Origin of the sequence: Aquimarina sp. AU58, assembly GCF_900312745.1 — a bacterium.
Lineage (GTDB): Bacteria > Bacteroidota > Bacteroidia > Flavobacteriales > Flavobacteriaceae > Aquimarina > Aquimarina spinulae.
In genome coordinates this window covers 1582877-1599472 of record NZ_OMPD01000014.1, presented here as the reverse complement: position 1 = coordinate 1599472, position 16596 = coordinate 1582877, and the positions used below count along the sequence as shown (strand labels likewise).

Below are 16596 nucleotides of genomic sequence, written 5' to 3'. Positions count from 1 at the left end.
AAAAATGATCTAAAAAAAGGTAAAAACTGGTATAAAATAAAAAAGCGAAGCCATATGACTTCACTTTTTATAGATATAAAACTTCTAATTTTAATACTAATCTTTTCTTTTTCTATGTTTCCCCTTTCTGTGTTTTCTTTTTCTTAATTGCTCATATTGTTCTAATTGAGCTTCTGAGAGTGATGCTTTAAATTTTTCATTTTTATCTTTCATAATGGTTCTATGATTTTTATGCATCTCTTTTTGCGACTCGCTAAGCGTAAGTTTCAACGCCTTTCTTTTTCCTTTTCTAGAAAGGTCTTCATTTTTTACAATTGCTAATTGTTCTTTGGTAAAACTGGCATGCATCGTCTTTCTTTGTTCTTTTCTAAGTTCCCTTTTGTTTTCCAATTCCTTTTTCTGGCTTTCTGATAAGCTTTCATAAAATTCTTTTCTTAATGCCTTGCGGTCTCTATGATTATCCTCGGATTGGGCTGATATTGCAATAGTTCCCATAAATAGAACCATGATACATATTATACTATTTCTCATCTTTTTCTTTTTCAATTTTTTAATATTAAACAATACTCTGTTGAACGTTCAATACTATGACCGCTAAACATGAAAAAGGTTTAATAGTAATAAAGAAAAATGATTTCTAACAATAATACCAGGGTTGATTATACGCATCTATATTGAGGACTGACTATATCAGAAAATCAACGAATCTTTTGAAAGTTTTTAAAACAAGCTATTTATCACATCTTCTACGCTAATACTTTCTGCTTCCGCTTTGTAGTTTTTAATAATACGGTGGCGAAGAATACCCATAGCCACGGCTTGTACATCTTCTATATCTGGAGAATATTTCCCTTTGATAGCTGCATTGGCTTTGGCTGCCAAGATTAAATTTTGAGAAGCTCGTGGTCCAGCGCCCCAATCTATATAATTTTTCACTAATTCTGTTGCCGTTTCTCCATCAGGTCTTGTTTTACCTACCATGCTTACAGCATATTCAATTACATTATCTGCAACCGGAATACGGCGAATTAAATGCTGGAAATCGATAATTTCCTTAGCAGTAAACAATGGATTAACAGTAGTAGTGGTATCTCCTGTAGTACTTTTTACTACATCTACTTCTTCCTGGAAACTTGGATATTTAAGTTCTATAGCAAACATAAATCGATCTAGTTGTGCTTCTGGTAATGGATATGTTCCTTCTTGCTCAATTGGGTTTTGGGTGGCAAGAACAAAATATGGCAAATCCAAGGTATAATGGTGACCAGCAACGGTTACAGATCTTTCTTGCATTGCTTCAAGAAGTGCTGCCTGGGTTTTTGGCGGAGTACGATTAATCTCATCTGCCAGAATAATATTAGAAAATATGGGTCCTTTAATAAATTTAAAGTGTCTAGTTTCATCCAGTATTTCACTTCCTAATATATCACTAGGCATTAAATCAGGAGTAAACTGAATTCTTTTAAAATCTAATCCCAAAGCTTGTGAAATGGTATTAACCATTAGGGTTTTGGCTAGTCCAGGAACACCAATTAATAATGCGTGACCGCCAGAAAAAATAGAAATAAGTATCTGATCGATAACTTTTTCTTGCCCAATAATGACTTTGGATATTTCTTTTTTGAGTTCTGAATGTTTTTTTACTAGTTTTTCTATAGCCGCTACGTCGTCTGACATATTATTTTATTTTTTTAACCAGTTACCACTATACTCACAGTCTTTATACTCTCCGTTTATTTTAATATACGTATCCATTATTTTTTCACTCTGCCACTTACGAATTGCATCAATTTGCTTTTTCCTTAATGCTAATTCCTGTATTTTAAGATAGTCATTTGCGTAATCTGCTATATGCTCATCATATCGATTAAGTACTGTTATTAATTTATACTTTTTTCGACCTTGACGATCCTGATCAGGAATTACCAAAGAAACTTCATTCATTTTTAGTTTAGATACTTGATCGTACAATATAGGGTCAATTTTGGTAAGTTCAAAACGAGTATCTCCTGTTGTTGGATTAAGTAGTTGCCCACCATCTTCACGAGTTTCTTTTTCATCACTAAATTTTCTTGCTGCCTCTTTAAATTCGATAGAACCCGAAACAATACTTGTTCGTATAGAATCTATTAATCTTTTGGCTTCATCAACCGTTTTTCTAGTCACTTCGGGAGTAAGTAGTATGTGTCTTACATCGATTTCTTCTCCTCGTATTTTATCTACTTTTACAATATGCCATCCAAAATCTGTTTTAAACGGTTCACTTACTTCTCCTTCTTGCAAACTAAAAGCAACATCTTTAAATTCTTTGGCAAAGTTTGTTTTACGATCAAGCGTGTATTTCCCACCAGTAGATTTAGAGCCCGGATCCTGAGAGTACAATACTGCTTTGGTAGCAAAGCTACTACCGTTTTCTACAATATCTTCTCTAAACTGGTTTAATCTATCGATCACTTTTTGTTCTTCTTCTTCTGGTATTTCTGGTTCTATTACAATCTGAGCTAGTTCAAGCTCTGTACTAAAAAGTGGTCTTTCGTCTTCTGGAATATCATCAAAAAATTCTCTTATTTCTTCTGGAGTAATTTCGATATCCTCGATAATCTTAGTTCTCATCTGCTCTGACAACCTATTCGACTTATTGATTTCAAAAAGTTCTTTTCTAAAATCTACCAGATTATCTTTTTTATAAAACTTTAATACTTTCTCTACAGTACCCAATTCATTTGTCATATACGCCAATTGTTGGTCAACCATAGAATTAACCTCTGCATCTCTAACCACTATACTATCCTGGACAGCATGATGGGCATACAATTTGGATTCAAATAAACTACCAGCAAGTTGGCAACGGCTTACATCAGAAGCTGAAGTCCCTTCACTCATCAACTGCCGATACGCAATATCTATATCACTATCCAAAATTACATTTTCTCCAATCACAGCTGCTACACCATCTATTTTGGTCTTTTGAAATGGAGCTTTTACAGTTTCTACTGTGGTATTTATGGTATCATTTACCATGGGACTGTTCTGCCCATTAATGGTATCCTGTGTTATTATGGAATCCTGCGCTACTTCTTCAATAATCTCTTGTGCATAAAATTGTGTATTCATACTAAAAGTAAGTATAGCACAAAGTACTGTAGTTTTAATCATAAACTTCAAATTGTTTGTTCTCAACTGCATCTCTTGTAATGTCTTTTTCTATTTTCTTAATTAGCTCCAACTTTCTCTTATTTAGTATAATCTGCCTTATTGTAGGCTTAATATATTCTATTGGTGCTATTTCATTACGCTTTAATACATCTTTTATTTTCACCATATATACTCCTGTAGAATCTCTAAGTTGCATATATTTTCCACTTTTTAAGAGTTTTGCTCTATCTTGTTTTTTGAGAATTGGAATTTTACTTAATACCTGATCTAACTTGATCCAAGCAGAATCATTTAAAGAATATGTTAGGTATTCTATTTTTTTTCCTCTCAACTCTTCTACATCCTCTTCATTAAAACGATTGAATTGTTGCTTCGTTGCAACAATATTAGCGTAATCAGGTGGCAAATGTAAGTAACGTATTTTTACTAACTCCTCATTAAGATTAAAATTTTTCAAATTTTGATCATAATATGACTGAAGATCTTGTTCTGTGATCTCCATATTAATGGATTTATTGATCACTGCATTCTTGTAAGCATTGATATATAAGGTACTTTGATAGTTTTCTACCAGATCATTAAATTCTTCGAGTTCTTCCTGGGTAAGATTTAATTTAGCCTTATCGATAAATAATTGGCGGGTAGCCCATGTATTAATATAATTATTAACAATATTAGTGCTATCACCTGCAGACATATTCTTTGGGACAAGTTTCTTAATATCATCTTTATACAGGTAGGTATCGTTTACTCTGGCAATAGCTTCTTTTTTGATTTGATTTTTAAATTTTTGACAAGAAACAACAACAAGCAATAGTAGTATTAATTTATAATATTTCATATGTTTATATATAACATTCTTTAGACGATCAGGCCTATGCCGATATAGATACATATGAAATGATCATTATACCTTATGCCACATTCCTACCTTTTTTAATTATTCGTAAAGAAATTAACAACAACATTAAGAGAGCAGTTGCAATTTCACCACTCTCTAATTAAAGGTTTATTAATTTTTTAAATCGATAATTCTTTTTTAGCTTTTTTCAAGGTTTTCTCATTAACTTTTACCGGGTATTTTACTCGTAAATGATCTAACCATTTATTTTCTATACTTTCCTGAAAATCATTAATCACCTCGCCCTTAGTTTCTTCAAAAGTTTTAATTCTTGAAGGTAAGATTTCTTTGACCATAATCAAAGTCTTAAAATTTTCTTCTTCAAGGAATACAATTTCCCCTTTTTCTGCAGAAAAATTCTTGGGTAATATTGCATCTCCTTTAGCCAATTCTTCTTCAGAAAAAAGTACTAAAGCTATATCTCCTTTATTAACTTCATTTTTTATTTCCTTAATCGACTTTTTCTTCTTCAGTAACTTTTCAACCTTACTAATTGCCTCTTGTTTTGATGAAGAAGCCTTAAGAACCTTGTAAGCTTCATTTTGCGTATACTTATCTTTTTGAGTCTCGTAGTATTTTTTAAGTCCGATAGAGTCTGTCTTAGAGACATTCCATATTTTAGACTCCATAAGATCAAAAAGTAAAAGTCCATCACGATACTCTCCAATTACATTTGCAAAATCCTTATTGTCCTCTTCAAGATGCTCTTCATAATATCGAAGTAAGGTTTTTGATTCGAATCGAGTATACATTTCTTCAACAAAGGCAGAAATATCTGAATATCCTTCTATTCTGATTTGATTACTCTTCAAAAACTCAGCAAAATCTTTGTATAAATACTTCTCATTTTTAAGACTAAAAAGTTCTTTTTTCAGATTTTTGTCCTCAGGTACATTCCATTCTTCTTTAGAAAATGTACCCGGAAGTATTTCTTTAAAATATGTAACTGCCTTTTCATTCTTGGTAATCGTATATTTTTTCTTTAATGAATTAATAAACGAACTAGTTACTAATTTTGATCTACTATCTCTTTTTACTTTTTTGGTAAGTTCGTTTTTTTGTTCTTCAAAACTCTTGAGAGGGTGTTTTTCCATAAGTTGGATGATATGCCAGCCATACTTAGTTTGTATCGGTACAGAGATTTCTCCTGTTTTTTCTAGAGCAAAAGCTGTTTTTTCGAATTTCTCAGAGTTTAATGCCCCTTGTCCGAAACGTCTAATTTTACCTCCTTCTATTGCTGTACTGGGATCATCACTATATTGTTTTGCCAAAGAAGCAAAAGAAACTCCTTGTTGAAGCTGCTGATTGATTTCTTTTATTCTTTTTTCTGCCTCCTCTGTGGTTCTATTATTATTGATAGCTACCATAATATGAGCAACGGTAACTTCTCCTAATTTTTTCTCTCTACCATTAACTTTTACAACATGGTAACCAAATTGTGTTCTAAATGGTTCTGAGATCTCCCCTACTTTGGTTACATACGCTGCTTCTTCAAACGGATACACCATTCTAAATACAGAAAACCAACCTAAGTTTCCGTTATTTTTAGCAACAGAAGGGTCTTGGCTATAGGCCTTGGCTACAACATCAAAAGATTCTCCATTTACAACCTTATTTCTTGCTTCTATAATTTTTTGATATGCAGCAATCGTATCCTTTGCCGAGGCATTAGGTTTTACCATAATCAAAATATGACTAGCATTTATTTGCTCAAGAGAACGATCATATGCTTCCCGTATTAATGCATCAGAAGTTCTGGTATCGGTAAGGTATCCTTTTGCCAGTTGTTTTCTATAGCCCTCTAACTCTTCTAAATAAGCCTGTTTTTTATCTAACCCAAGGTGCTTTGCTTCTTTTAACTTTAATTTATAGTTAATAAACAAATTAAGATACTCGTCTATATTCTTCTGTGATTTGTCTTTTACTAAATCTATATTCTTAAGATACACTCTCTTAAATTCTGATATATACACAGGAGATTCGTCAATAGTAAACAACACATCCTTTGATTGTTGTGCATTTGCAAGTGTAAATAAAATACTTCCTAAAAAAAATAATAGCCCCTTTTTATACATAATTTCTATATGATGAAGTCCTAAATCGGACAAAAATAATAATATTAAGATGTTTTACAAGTTCCTTGTTCTAACGAAGCAAGTACCTCCTATAGTATTAACTTTTAAAATTTTTATGATCTATGTATATTGTGGCCACATTACAAAACTAACTAACAACAATCTCGTCATGGAATATACACTTAACATCGAAATAAAACTACCTAGAAATCAGGTAGTTGAAAAATTTAGCAATGAAGAAAACATGAAACATTGGCAAAAGGGCTTTGTGAGTATGGAACACATAAGTGGTATAAAAGGAAAAACCGGAGCAATTTCAAAACTTATCTACAAAATGGGGAAGCGGGAAATTGAAATGATTGAAACTATTACTTTACTTGATCTTCCTGAGTCGTTTCACCTTACTTTTGATGCAAAAAATGTATACAACATTCAGGAAAACTATTTTGAAGAACTCTCAAACGGAAACACGAAATGGGTCTCTAAAAACGAATTTAAATTTAGTGGCTTCATGAAACTTATGGGATTTCTTATGCCTGGTGCCTTCAAAAAACAATCATATGCATACATGGAAGATTTTAAAGTTTTTGCAGAAGAAGGAAAAAGTGTATTAGATAATTAATTCATAAAAGCGTTTTTGACGTCTATAAAATTGAAAACTATTTTGGAACGAAAAATAAAATTAATTTGGGATTTTAGAGGTCCTGTGGCAAGTAAAACAGCGCAACATCACGAAATTCATCTTAAAGAATATATTACCTCAGAAAAATTATCTCTTGATATCACTGGATATCATGATCTAAATGATCTACATAGTTTGGCTTATATGATTGTTACTGATTCTGAAATGAAAACAGTACGTGATGCTTTAAAACCACACCGTGGCCAACTCTTTGAAGGATAGATTTTAAAAAAAATAATTCGTGGCACGTATATTGTCTAAGACCTTATATATTTGCAAAAATTAGATAATAAAAAAACAAAAAAGTAAAATGAAAAAAATAATATTATCAATCTTAGTATTGATCGTTAGTTTTCAATTAAATGCTCAATCCAAAACCGGAACTATAGATTCTGAGTATATTCTTTCTCAAATGCCAGAACTTACTAAGGTACAGGAAGATTTAAAAGCTTATAATGCAAAAATGGAGGCTGATTTAAAAGTAAAAGTAGATGAATATCAGGCCAAAGTGAAGGAGTATCAAGACAAAGTAGCTTCTTTTACCGAACCTATTAAAAAAACAAAGCAAGAAGAAATTATTACTTTAGAAAATGATATTGCAAAATTTCGTCAAAACGGTAGTAAGTTAATACAAATAGAACAAAATAGACTGCTACAGCCATTATATCAAAAAATCGGAAAAGCACTGGAAGAAGTTGCTAAAACCGAAAAATACACTCAAGTATTTACTATTACTACAAGTGGTTTGGCATATGTTGATCCTAAATACGACGTAACTAAAACGGTAATGACAAAATTAGGAATCACTATAAAAGAATCTCCTAAAAAATAAAATACAGCAATTATTATAAAAAAAACGTATCAATTGATACGTTTTTTTTTATAACTCGTTACTAGCAATTTCTTTTAGTTTATCCTCTACCTGCATCAAGTATATCTCATTATACACTTCCTTATAAGGATCAGAAGCTTTGTATCCTTGTTTGATTAGTTTTTTTGATTGTTCTATTGCCAATATCGCCTCTTTTTTATTACCCATTTCTAATAGGGTAAGTCCCTTATAGTAATATCCCATAGAAGATTTGTCATATAACTTAATCGCCATATCAAAATCAGCAATAGCTTCTTTGTACATTTTTTGATGCGTATAACTAATCCCTCTATATACGTAAGCAGATACTTTTACATAATCTCCTTCTTCTTCTATTGCATTCGTAAATTCTAGTATTGCCTCTTCATGTCTTTCTAACGCTTGTAACACTTCCCCTTTTAATGAATTAACATTCTCTCCCCAGGCATAATCTGTCTTATCCGGAGTATAATCATCATATTGATTAAGGTATCGTAAGGCTCGATCATAATCTTTATACAAATCTGTCATTAACCAGGATGTGTAGTATAACGTTTCTTTTGGATCAAGCTCCATTGCTTTTTCAAGTAAAGGGATAGCAATATGATAATCTCCTATCTTACTATTTGCAATTGATTTTTCGATGTAATAATCTGCAGTATCAGGGTTTAGAGCAATTAACGTATCTAAATATGCTTGTTCATTTATCGCTCCTTGAAAAGACCATTTCTTTTCATACTCCAAACGTTTAGTTTCTTCAGATTTTTGTTCTTCGGTCCATTCTGAATAGTCTACAACTTCTCCCTCCCGACAAGAATATAGCAGACTGATAAGACAAACATTAAGGATATATACGAATAATCTTTCCATTTTTAATTCTAAAACTTAAGTAAATATAGGTATCTATGTCTTTGTCACTTTTTGGTTTTCTACCTGGTATCCAATCCTGTAAGCTTTTTGTAATTTCAAGAATCTGATTAGCTACTTCTGCCGAAAACTCCTTATGTTGGTAATTAGTATCAAATGCCTGTGTTTCATACATTCCGGCCTTTCCTTCGCAATTAACTACAAATCGAACCTGAAATATCCCCGATTCTGTATTGTCATCGGGCTCCTTATAGTTCTCTTTAAAAATCTTTCTTATATGATAAAGTCCTCCCTTATAAGATGTTCCCTGATAATAATATCTATCTCCAGGAAAATTCTTGTTAATGTATTGATTACAAAGCTGAAATGAAACTGGTTTTATCTCGGCATCTGATCTTCGAACAGGTGTGTATTGTATTTTTTTAAACCCTCCATCCCTAAAACCAAAGGTATAGATACTATTTTCGTCATATGAAAGTACTTGTTCCCAAAATTGATAATTCTGATCACATGCTAATTGATCTCCTTTTTTGATAAGAAATAAAGCATTCTGAAAAGTAATGAACTCATAACAATAGATATAATACTCATTACTATTGGTATTTATAAATTGTAGTTGTTTTTCTTCTTTACTAAATCTAAAAATCCCAGCTTCATCATTTATTTGCCAATCCTTTGATATCAAAAAATCTTCAAACTCCTGAACATTAATGGTTTTTGTTTCAATTAAACGATGCGCTTCAATTTTACCAAGAAAGCTTAACTGATTATTTTTTATATAAAATTTACGAATAGGATAAGAAGTCGTATCTAATGTAATAGAGTCCTTAGAAAATTGTATCCTGTTTTTAAAGAATGTAGTACCGCTCAATTTTTTGAAGTGAAGCGTATCCTTTTTAAATTCCAGCACATAATTGCTAGGTATATAAAAATCTTTATCAAGTTTAAATGCTCCTCCTACCCAAGTCCCTTGAACTAAGTCTTCATCTATAGATGAAGTTTCTTTTTGTTTACAAGAATGTAGACCAATAATAAATACCCCTAAAAGGATATATATTATTTGATCTAAGTATTTCATATTTGCTATTATCTTCTACTATAATTAGGTGCTTCTTTGGTAATAGTTACATCATGCGGGTGGCTTTCATTAATACCACTAGCGGTAATCTTCACAAAACGACCATTTTCCTGTAATGTAGAAATATCTTTTGCTCCACAATATCCCATACCGGCGCGCAATCCTCCTATAAATTGGTGTATGCTTTCTACAAGATCTCCTTTATAAGCTACCCTACCTACTATACCTTCTGGAACCAGTTTTTTGATATCATCTTCAACATCCTGAAAGTATCTATCTTTAGAACCTTTTTTCATAGCTTCTACAGATCCCATACCTCTATAGGTTTTAAACTTTCTTCCTTCGTAGATCACTGTTTCTCCTGGAGATTCTTTAGTTCCTGCCAGAAGTGAACCTAACATTACTGTATCTGCTCCTGCTGCTATAGCTTTTGGGATATCACCAGTATATCTAATACCTCCATCTGCAATCACAGGAACTCCGGATCCTTTTATTGCACTAGCAACTTCTAACACTGCGGAGAACTGAGGAAATCCTACACCTGCTACTACCCTTGTAGTACATATAGATCCCGGGCCAATTCCTACTTTTACGGCATCAGCACCTGCTTCAACCAGATATTTCGCAGCTTCACCAGTTGCGATATTTCCTACAACTACTTCTAATTCTGGGAATTTTGCTTTTACTTCTTTTAATACCGCAACTACACCTTTGGTATGCCCATGTGCCGTATCGATAACCACTGCATCTACTCCAGATTTCACTAAGGCTTCTGCTCTCTCTACAGCATCACCGGTAACTCCAATAGCAGCTGCTACACGCAAACGCCCTAACTTATCTTTATTTGCATTTGGTTTTAAGGTCAGTTTAGTAATATCTCTAAAAGTAATTAAGCCTACCAGAGTATTTTCTTTATCTACAACTGGTAGTTTTTCGATCTTATTATCTTGCAAAATTACTTCAGCTTGTTGTAATGATGTTCCTTCACCTACTGTAACCAGATTTTTACTGGTCATTACTTCGGATATAGATCGTTGATCATTTTTCTCAAAACGAAGATCTCTATTGGTAACAATACCAATCAATTTATAATGATCATCTACAATTGGAATCCCACCAATGCTATGCTCTCGCATATTGTTTTTGGCATCAATTACTTTGGCATCCAGAGGTAATGTTACCGGATCGATAATCATACCGCTTTCTGCACGTTTTACTTTGCGTACTTTAATTGCCTGTTCTTCGATAGTCATGTTTTTATGCAACACTCCTATCCCACCTTCTTGAGCCATAGCAATAGCCATACGACTTTCTGTAACAGTATCCATTGCTGCAGAAACGATAGGAACATTAAGTATAATATTTTTGGTAAACTTCGTTCTGATACTTACCTCTCTAGGTAGGATTTCAGAAAATGCGGGAACTAGAAGAACATCGTCATAGGTTAAACCTTCTCCAACGATTTTGGATTCATGTGCTGTCATTGCAATTAAAATTTAATTGCGTGCAAATATACGTCTTTTTTAAGGAATATTAAACCTATACCTTTTTATTTTGATAATCAAACCACTTGTACTATCGGTTTATTTTGACATGTAGTCATATAAAACTATCGACGGAATGTTAAAACACCAATATTTTCTCAAGAAATGTTAATTATTTATTAACAAAATAAGTTTTATTAACATTATTTTAATAATTATACAGTATATTTAGTTTGTAAGGTTTTTTTGGTATTAAGTTTATCAAAATGATCTGCAGCCCCAAAAAAATATTGTATGAGAACTATGCTAACCTTGGTATTGATATTTTTATATATCAATATTGCCAATGCTCAATTTACTGATGCGCCACTTACCAATTCAACATTTACGAATTCTAGTCAGATAGAATTTACACCAAAAAAAACTTTATTTAGTAAAAGAATTATACCTGTAGCGTTGATTGCTACTGGTATTCTTTTATCTACGAGTAGTTTTGAAAAATCACTTCAGAAAGATCTTAGGAATATGCTCGGAGATGATTTTTATTTTGGTATGGATGATTACACTCGATATGCTCCCGTTGTAGAAATGTATGCTGCAGACATTTTAGGAGCAAAGTCAAAAAGTCATTGGTTTGACCAAACCAAAAATCTTGTTCTTTCATCTATCATAAGTAATGGCGCTTCTTCATTATTAAAAAGAGAAGTTCATAAATACAGACCGGGAGGTTCTACCAATGCTAATTCTTTTCCATCGGGGCATACTACTACAGCATTTACTACAGCTACGGTATTGTATGAAGAGTTTAAAGACACTAATCCTCTTTTGGCCTATAGTGGTTACTTTTTTGCTATTACTACAGGAAGTTTAAGAATGTTTAATAATATGCATTATCTCTCTGATGTTTTGGTTGGAGCTGGTATAGGGATATTATCTGTAAAGCTAGTATATCATTTTAATCATCTTATCTCCTGGAATCCATTCAAAAAGTTAGATGGAATAGCTTTTGCCCCACAATTTAGTGAAAAATCTGTTGGATTTTATCTTTCCAGAACTTTCTAAGATAATAGAAGTTTTTATAAAATTTATAAAGATTTCAAAAAATCAATTTCTATATCATTTTAACAAGCCAAAATAGTATATAAAATGTATCATTCGTATGTGTTTAACCCATATTATCAAATCATACAATTACGGACGATCCATCCAACAAGGGGCAATATCCCCTACTCAAAATCCGTGTTTTCCCTCTACTTTGATAACACTTAATACACTACTTTTGAATAAACAAAAACAGTCTAACTCATATTTCAAAATTTATAAAAATGATTGTTTCACACAAAGTAGAAAGTTATAGTCTTCAAATTGTTAGTAATTATGCAGGTGGTGGCGGTTACCAAATGGGGTTTGTATACCTTTACGGTCAAAGTCAGGAATACATAGGTCATTTAGCTATTATTAAAGACGAAAAGACATTGCCAGAAAACAAACAACATAGCAATGGAGCTATCATACTCTATTTTCATGAAACAGAATTACAATCTATTCTTGAGACCCTTAGAAGTGAAAGTCCTGTATCAATTAAACTTAATACAAGTTCTAAATGGGGATCAATCGAAACAGGCAAAGAAACAGTAGGAAATGGGGAGCTTGCTGCATAGTATCCAAAAGATCTGAAAAACAACAAAGTACCATTACTCTCGATTAACACATGGGCCAGCCAGAAATGAGAGTTCTAAAAAATACAAATTGTGAAGAATGTAATTGGTTCGCAATCTGGTGACAGTGGAAGTGTTGTTAAATTAAATGGAATCTACTATTTTTCAGGTCTTTTGGATACTTTATTTTATAGAAACAGATAAGTTCTTTTCTAAAAAAGAAGTGTTGTACATAAACTAATCTGTTGATCTCTGTATAGATTTAGAAATTCAACTTCTTAATCAATTGGTTATATTTACAAAAATGATTTCTGTGTATAACGATAACGCATCAAAGTGAATTACTTTAACACTCACTCTGTTGTTTAGCACATTATACAACACACAAACAGTATTCTTAATGTTAACTACATTAAGAATACCAATATAGTAAACAAAACCAAACCTTACACTCTGTAGAATGAAAACACAAACTACAAAATACCGCATAATTACAATTATGTTAACTGTAATTCTATGTGGATGGGTCTTACATTATAATTTAGAAACTTCTAACATTAGAGAAGAACATGAAGCTTTTTTGAACGATACCTATAAAAAAGCATATGTAACACAAGGAGAATTAAATAGTAAAAAACCTGATAGGCCAGATTTTGCTGCACTTCACGAATATCTTACTACTCTAGATCCGGCAACAAAAAATGTCCCTAAAGAGCGTTTACTAAAATCATATCAATTTACCAAAGCACAAGCACTTAAGAGTAAATTATTAAAGAAAAGTAGTAGTGATCAAATACAGTGGGAAAATATCCCTGCTAATATATCGGGTCGAATTCGAAAAATAGTCTTTGATCCTTCAGACGCAACACATAAGAAAATATGGGGTGGATCGGTTACTGGTGGGTTATGGTATAATAATGATATTACAAATCTGGCATCCTCTTGGGAAAATGCATCTGGTTTTTTTGAAAACCTAGCGGTAGGTGCCATTGCTTTTGACCCTGATAATAATAATACTATGTATGTCGGAACAGGAGAATCCTATACAGCTGTAAATATTTATCGAGAATCTTCTGGTCGGGGTACAGGTATATGGAAATCTGTTGATCACGGTGAAACTTGGCAGCTTTTACCATCAAGTACTGATTTTGCTTATATAAACGATATTCTGGTTAGAAATGAAGCAGGTACAAGTATACTCTATGCTGCAGTTGCTTCGGGAACCTATAAAGGAGCTCCGCATGGATCTAATACTACCAATGGACTATATCGATCAATAGACGGCGGTACCAATTGGGTACAAGTGCTTCCGAATATAATAGGAGATACTACACCATATGCTCCTTCAGATATACAGGAAGTTGATGGAGGAAAACTTCTTGTAGGTACGATGCGAAATGTTGATGAAAATGGAGCAGGTACGATACTTAGTTCTTTAAACGGAACCGATTGGACTATTGATGATTCTTTTGCAACAAGCAGATTTGATCCTTCAAGTGACCTTTATCCAGGTAGAGTAAAATTTGCAGTTGCTCCTTCTAACCCAAAGAGAGTTTATGCTATTATAAGCGGAGGGTTCAAATTTCCCTCAGGGTTTATTAGAGACTCTAGTAGTCATTGTATTCTTTTACAATCTTTTGATGCAGGTAATACATGGTCAGAATTTGCAGGTCCAAGTAGAGATTTAGGCTGGGGAGGCTGGGGATCTCTTACCTGGCATGCTATGGCGATAGGAGTAGATGCTAATGATGAAAATACTATCATGATTGGTGGTTTTAATAGTTTTAAATTAGTAGGAACTGATACGGCTAATACTACAGATGCCAGTGCTTTAAGATGGCAATCTATCTCCTATTGGTTGCGAAATCGAAAAAAATTTCCACAATATGTACATGCAGATCATCACACCATTGTGTATAGGCCAGGCTCTTCTGATGAAGTTCTTATTTCTACCGATGGAGGTGTATTCTACTCTAATAATATTACAACTTCTAATGTGGCCGAATTTGGAAATCTCTCAAACGTATTTCCTTCCTTTTTTGATGTGAATAAAAACCTGAATACAATTCAGTACTATACCGTTGGTATTCACCCAGGAAAAGGAACTAATTTTTATTTCGGAGGAACACAAGATAATGGCACACTACTTTATGATGGTAATCCCATTGATGTTACCGATATGGTAAGTGGCGGAGATGGTGTATTTGCGTTTGTTGATAAAAACGAACCTCGTATTAGGATCACTTCGGTATATCATAATCAATATTTTATCACCAGGGATGCCGGCAAAAATGTTACTTATGTTGGTCCATTGAGTGGTACTTTTATCAATGCAACAGATTATAACTCTCAAACCAATACCATTTTTGCAAATGCTATGGGGCTTGGCGGCGCAATAACCTCTACTGATAATCAACATATTGATGAGTTATTAAGGGTAGAAATAAAAAGTGATACTATACTTTCGAAATTTACACCGCTAAACACAGGATCGACTGTACCTTATTCTAGTATAAAGCTATCACCATATGATAAGACAAAAACTTCTACTTTGTTTATTGGTACTCAATCTGGTAAATTATTTAAAGTAACAAATGCACAGAGTGATACTCCTGCCGCTACAGAAATCGGTAGCAACTCATTCCCTCCTGCTACTATATCCAGTATTGATATTGGTGAAACAGAGGATGAAATTTTAATTACTTTTTCTAACTATGGTATTAGTTCGGTTTGGTATAGTGATAATGGAGGAAGCTCATGGACAGAAAAAGAAAGTAATCTACCCGATATGCCAGTACGATGGGGATTATTTAATCCTTTTAATCGATCACAAGTATTGTTGGCTACAGAAATCGGGGTATGGGCTACAGATGATATAAAATCAAGTGGAGTTGAATGGTTTCCTAAAAATGAAACCCTTGCCAATGTAAGAACAGATATGATCGCGATACGGGAATCGGATGCAAAAATTGTGGCAGCTACTCATGGTAGGGGGATGTTTGAAGGTACTCTAAATGTAAAAGACAATCCAACTTTTGTAGAAAAAGAGGTTTTTTCTATTTATCCTAATCCAGCCCAAAGTACATTTACAATTAGCTCGGCATTAAAAAGTGTTGTTGCTTATGAAGGAGAAATTTTTACGGTAGAGGGCAGACTGGTAGAAAGATTTTCCTATACTTCTGGAGAAGAATTCAATATCAATATTAGTGGCTATAAATCTGGGATTTATCTTGTAAGTCTGGAAGGAAATGATGGCTCACAAATTATCACTAAAATGGTAAAACAGTAAACTGGGTTATTCTTTTTTGTTTCTTAAAGCGATCTCCATAGTCCACCAGTATTTTTTATAACTCATGGGCCAAAGTTGTTTAAGAACATCAAACTGTCCATAATATATCCATTCCCATGAGAAAAAGGTGCGAAATAGCATTCTTGAAGAAATACGTTTTCGTATTTGATGTACTTCGTCTTTATCAATTCCGTTTTCTTTAAGTAATTGTATTACATTTTCTTTCTGTGCTTCACTAAATTCTGTATCCAAAAACTCATCACATAATAATGACCAATTATCTACCGGAGTAGTTAAACTGATATTCGATTTTTCTTTAATCTCAATACATTGTTTCTCATCCAGGCCTTGTAGAAAAATGATTTCGTTAGTATTAATTTTTGCGGTAACAGGCCTTGTATTGGTCCTTATTTCATTGATAATTGAGAATGGTAGTTCCTTTTTATCTTTTAGATACCCAAACCTAAAATAATATCCTTTTGGGAAATAAATATGATCTTCGGCCACAATGCAATTTGTATTTTCAATTCTATTTTTATTTTTCTGTGTAGACATA

At 32.9% G+C, this 16596-nt stretch carries 15 protein-coding genes; 6 read left to right on the top strand and 9 right to left on the bottom strand.

Going from position 1 to position 16596, the window contains the following annotated elements; all coding sequences use genetic code 11:
- Window positions 1–96 precede the first annotated feature (96 nt).
- The 5 genes from DK441_RS18280 to DK441_RS18260 form a co-directional block, all read right to left on the bottom strand.
- Entirely contained in the window at window positions 97–531 is a 435-nt protein-coding gene (locus DK441_RS18280) for a hypothetical protein (RefSeq protein ID WP_109851961.1), read from the bottom strand.
- Window positions 532–720: 189 nt separating this feature from the next.
- On the bottom strand, window positions 721–1677 hold the full coding sequence (locus tag DK441_RS18275; RefSeq protein WP_109851960.1) for a MoxR family ATPase: 957 nt from the start codon (window positions 1675–1677) through the stop codon (window positions 721–723).
- A gap of 6 nt (window positions 1678–1683) precedes the next feature.
- Entirely contained in the window at window positions 1684–3156 is a 1473-nt protein-coding gene (locus DK441_RS18270; protein ID WP_235015788.1) for a peptidylprolyl isomerase, read from the bottom strand.
- The gene (locus DK441_RS18265) at window positions 3149–3997 is read right to left on the bottom strand and encodes a peptidylprolyl isomerase (protein ID WP_109851958.1); all 849 of its coding nucleotides are present in this window, start codon (window positions 3995–3997) and stop codon (window positions 3149–3151) included. The genes DK441_RS18270 and DK441_RS18265 overlap by 8 nt, the downstream gene beginning before the upstream one ends.
- 179 nt (window positions 3998–4176) lie before the next feature.
- Window positions 4177–6165 carry a peptidylprolyl isomerase gene (locus DK441_RS18260; protein ID WP_160112166.1) on the bottom strand — a complete coding sequence of 663 codons (1989 nt, stop codon included), beginning with the start codon at window positions 6163–6165 and terminating at the stop codon, window positions 4177–4179.
- A 136-nt stretch (window positions 6166–6301) separates the two neighbouring features.
- On the opposite strand from DK441_RS18260, the gene DK441_RS18255 reads away from it, so the two are divergent.
- From DK441_RS18255 to DK441_RS18245, 3 genes are all read left to right on the top strand, one after another.
- Window positions 6302–6754 (top strand): SRPBCC family protein, encoded by a 453-nt coding sequence (locus tag DK441_RS18255; RefSeq protein WP_109853563.1) that lies wholly within the window; start codon window positions 6302–6304, stop codon window positions 6752–6754.
- Between the two features lie 42 nt (window positions 6755–6796).
- Entirely contained in the window at window positions 6797–7036 is a 240-nt protein-coding gene (locus DK441_RS18250) for a hypothetical protein (protein WP_109853562.1), read from the top strand.
- Between the two features lie 88 nt (window positions 7037–7124).
- On the top strand, window positions 7125–7646 hold the full coding sequence (locus DK441_RS18245) for an OmpH family outer membrane protein (protein WP_109851956.1): 522 nt from the start codon (window positions 7125–7127) through the stop codon (window positions 7644–7646).
- Between the two features lie 48 nt (window positions 7647–7694).
- On the opposite strand, the gene DK441_RS18240 is transcribed toward DK441_RS18245, so the two are convergent.
- Genes DK441_RS18240 through guaB form a run of 3 tightly spaced genes read right to left on the bottom strand, consistent with a single transcriptional unit; the run spans window position 7695 to window position 11093 of the window.
- Entirely contained in the window at window positions 7695–8534 is an 840-nt protein-coding gene (locus DK441_RS18240; protein ID WP_109851955.1) for a tetratricopeptide repeat protein, read from the bottom strand.
- On the bottom strand, window positions 8506–9609 hold the full coding sequence (locus DK441_RS26925; protein ID WP_200822866.1) for a hypothetical protein: 1104 nt from the start codon (window positions 9607–9609) through the stop codon (window positions 8506–8508). Before DK441_RS26925 ends, DK441_RS18240 begins: the two co-directional genes overlap by 29 nt.
- An 8-nt stretch (window positions 9610–9617) precedes the next feature.
- Window positions 9618–11093 (bottom strand): IMP dehydrogenase, encoded by a 1476-nt coding sequence (guaB, locus tag DK441_RS18230; protein ID WP_109851954.1) that lies wholly within the window; start codon window positions 11091–11093, stop codon window positions 9618–9620.
- A gap of 294 nt (window positions 11094–11387) precedes the next feature.
- Here guaB and DK441_RS18225 point away from each other — a divergent pair, with 294 nt between their 5' ends.
- The 3 genes from DK441_RS18225 (at window position 11388) to DK441_RS18215 (ending at window position 16040) form a co-directional block, all read left to right on the top strand.
- A complete protein-coding gene (locus tag DK441_RS18225; RefSeq protein ID WP_109851953.1) occupies window positions 11388–12155 on the top strand; it encodes a phosphatase PAP2 family protein in 768 nt (255 codons plus the stop codon).
- Window positions 12156–12418: 263 nt separating this feature from the next.
- A complete protein-coding gene (locus DK441_RS18220; RefSeq protein WP_025666058.1) occupies window positions 12419–12754 on the top strand; it encodes a hypothetical protein in 336 nt (111 codons plus the stop codon).
- Between the two features lie 457 nt (window positions 12755–13211).
- Window positions 13212–16040: a T9SS type A sorting domain-containing protein gene (locus DK441_RS18215; protein WP_109851952.1), complete on the top strand. Its 2829-nt coding sequence runs from the start codon at window positions 13212–13214 to the stop codon at window positions 16038–16040.
- A gap of 6 nt (window positions 16041–16046) precedes the next feature.
- Here the strand turns inward: DK441_RS18215 and DK441_RS18210 are convergent, their stop codons facing one another.
- Window positions 16047–16595 (bottom strand): hypothetical protein, encoded by a 549-nt coding sequence (locus DK441_RS18210; protein ID WP_109851951.1) that lies wholly within the window; start codon window positions 16593–16595, stop codon window positions 16047–16049.
- Window position 16596: the final 1 nt, after the last annotated feature.

Excerpts from the sequence above, each read along its gene's own strand:
- DK441_RS18270 (WP_235015788.1), bottom strand. The coding sequence starts at position 3,156 with ATGATTAAAACTACAGTACTTTGTGCTATACTTACTTTTAGTATGAAT.
- DK441_RS18240 (WP_109851955.1), bottom strand. The coding sequence starts at position 8,534 with ATGGAAAGATTATTCGTATATATCCTTAATGTTTGTCTTATCAGTCTG.
- DK441_RS18275 (WP_109851960.1), bottom strand. The coding sequence starts at position 1,677 with ATGTCAGACGACGTAGCGGCTATAGAAAAACTAGTAAAAAAACATTCA.
- DK441_RS18225 (WP_109851953.1), top strand. The coding sequence starts at position 11,388 with ATGAGAACTATGCTAACCTTGGTATTGATATTTTTATATATCAATATT.
- DK441_RS18220 (WP_025666058.1), top strand. The coding sequence starts at position 12,419 with ATGATTGTTTCACACAAAGTAGAAAGTTATAGTCTTCAAATTGTTAGT.
- DK441_RS26925 (WP_200822866.1), bottom strand. The coding sequence starts at position 9,609 with ATGAAATACTTAGATCAAATAATATATATCCTTTTAGGGGTATTTATT.
- DK441_RS18265 (WP_109851958.1), bottom strand. The coding sequence starts at position 3,997 with ATGAAATATTATAAATTAATACTACTATTGCTTGTTGTTGTTTCTTGT.
- DK441_RS18255 (WP_109853563.1), top strand. The coding sequence starts at position 6,302 with ATGGAATATACACTTAACATCGAAATAAAACTACCTAGAAATCAGGTA.
- DK441_RS18215 (WP_109851952.1), top strand. The coding sequence starts at position 13,212 with ATGAAAACACAAACTACAAAATACCGCATAATTACAATTATGTTAACT.
- guaB (WP_109851954.1), bottom strand. The coding sequence starts at position 11,093 with ATGACAGCACATGAATCCAAAATCGTTGGAGAAGGTTTAACCTATGAC.
- DK441_RS18280 (WP_109851961.1), bottom strand. The coding sequence starts at position 531 with ATGAGAAATAGTATAATATGTATCATGGTTCTATTTATGGGAACTATT.
- DK441_RS18245 (WP_109851956.1), top strand. The coding sequence starts at position 7,125 with ATGAAAAAAATAATATTATCAATCTTAGTATTGATCGTTAGTTTTCAA.
- DK441_RS18210 (WP_109851951.1), bottom strand. The coding sequence starts at position 16,595 with ATGTCTACACAGAAAAATAAAAATAGAATTGAAAATACAAATTGCATT.